This window comes from Streptomyces sp. P17, from assembly GCF_032436805.1.
In the GTDB taxonomy this organism is placed as follows: domain Bacteria; phylum Actinomycetota; class Actinomycetes; order Streptomycetales; family Streptomycetaceae; genus Streptomyces.
Genome location: NZ_JAVRBF010000626.1, coordinates 1 through 285 on the forward strand (window position 1 = coordinate 1; position 285 = coordinate 285).

The 285-nt window shown below is 75.8% G+C and carries 1 pseudogene; it reads left to right on the forward strand.

Features of this window, described 5'->3' with window-relative positions:
• Positions 1-285, forward strand: a pseudogene (locus tag RMT89_RS42365) (ABC transporter permease); the annotation flags it as partial.

Sequence of the window (285 nt, forward strand, 5' to 3'; positions counted from 1 at the left end):
GGGAGCCGTGCCGACCCAGCTGCTCACCGGTCTCGCCGCACAGCTGCAGGCCCAGCTCAGCCAGCAGGCGCACGCCGCCGGCGCGCCCACCGTGCCGCAGGTCGCCGTGACCGCCGTCGTGCCACGGTCGGACAGCGACCCTTCCGGCACCGGCCTCGCCGCCGCGGCGTTCCCACTGACCCTCGGCGGCATGCTGGGCGGCGTGCTCATCTCGCTGCTCGTGGTCGGTCCTCTCCGCCGCCTCACGGCGCTCCTCGCGTACGGCGTCGGGGTCGACGCAGTAGC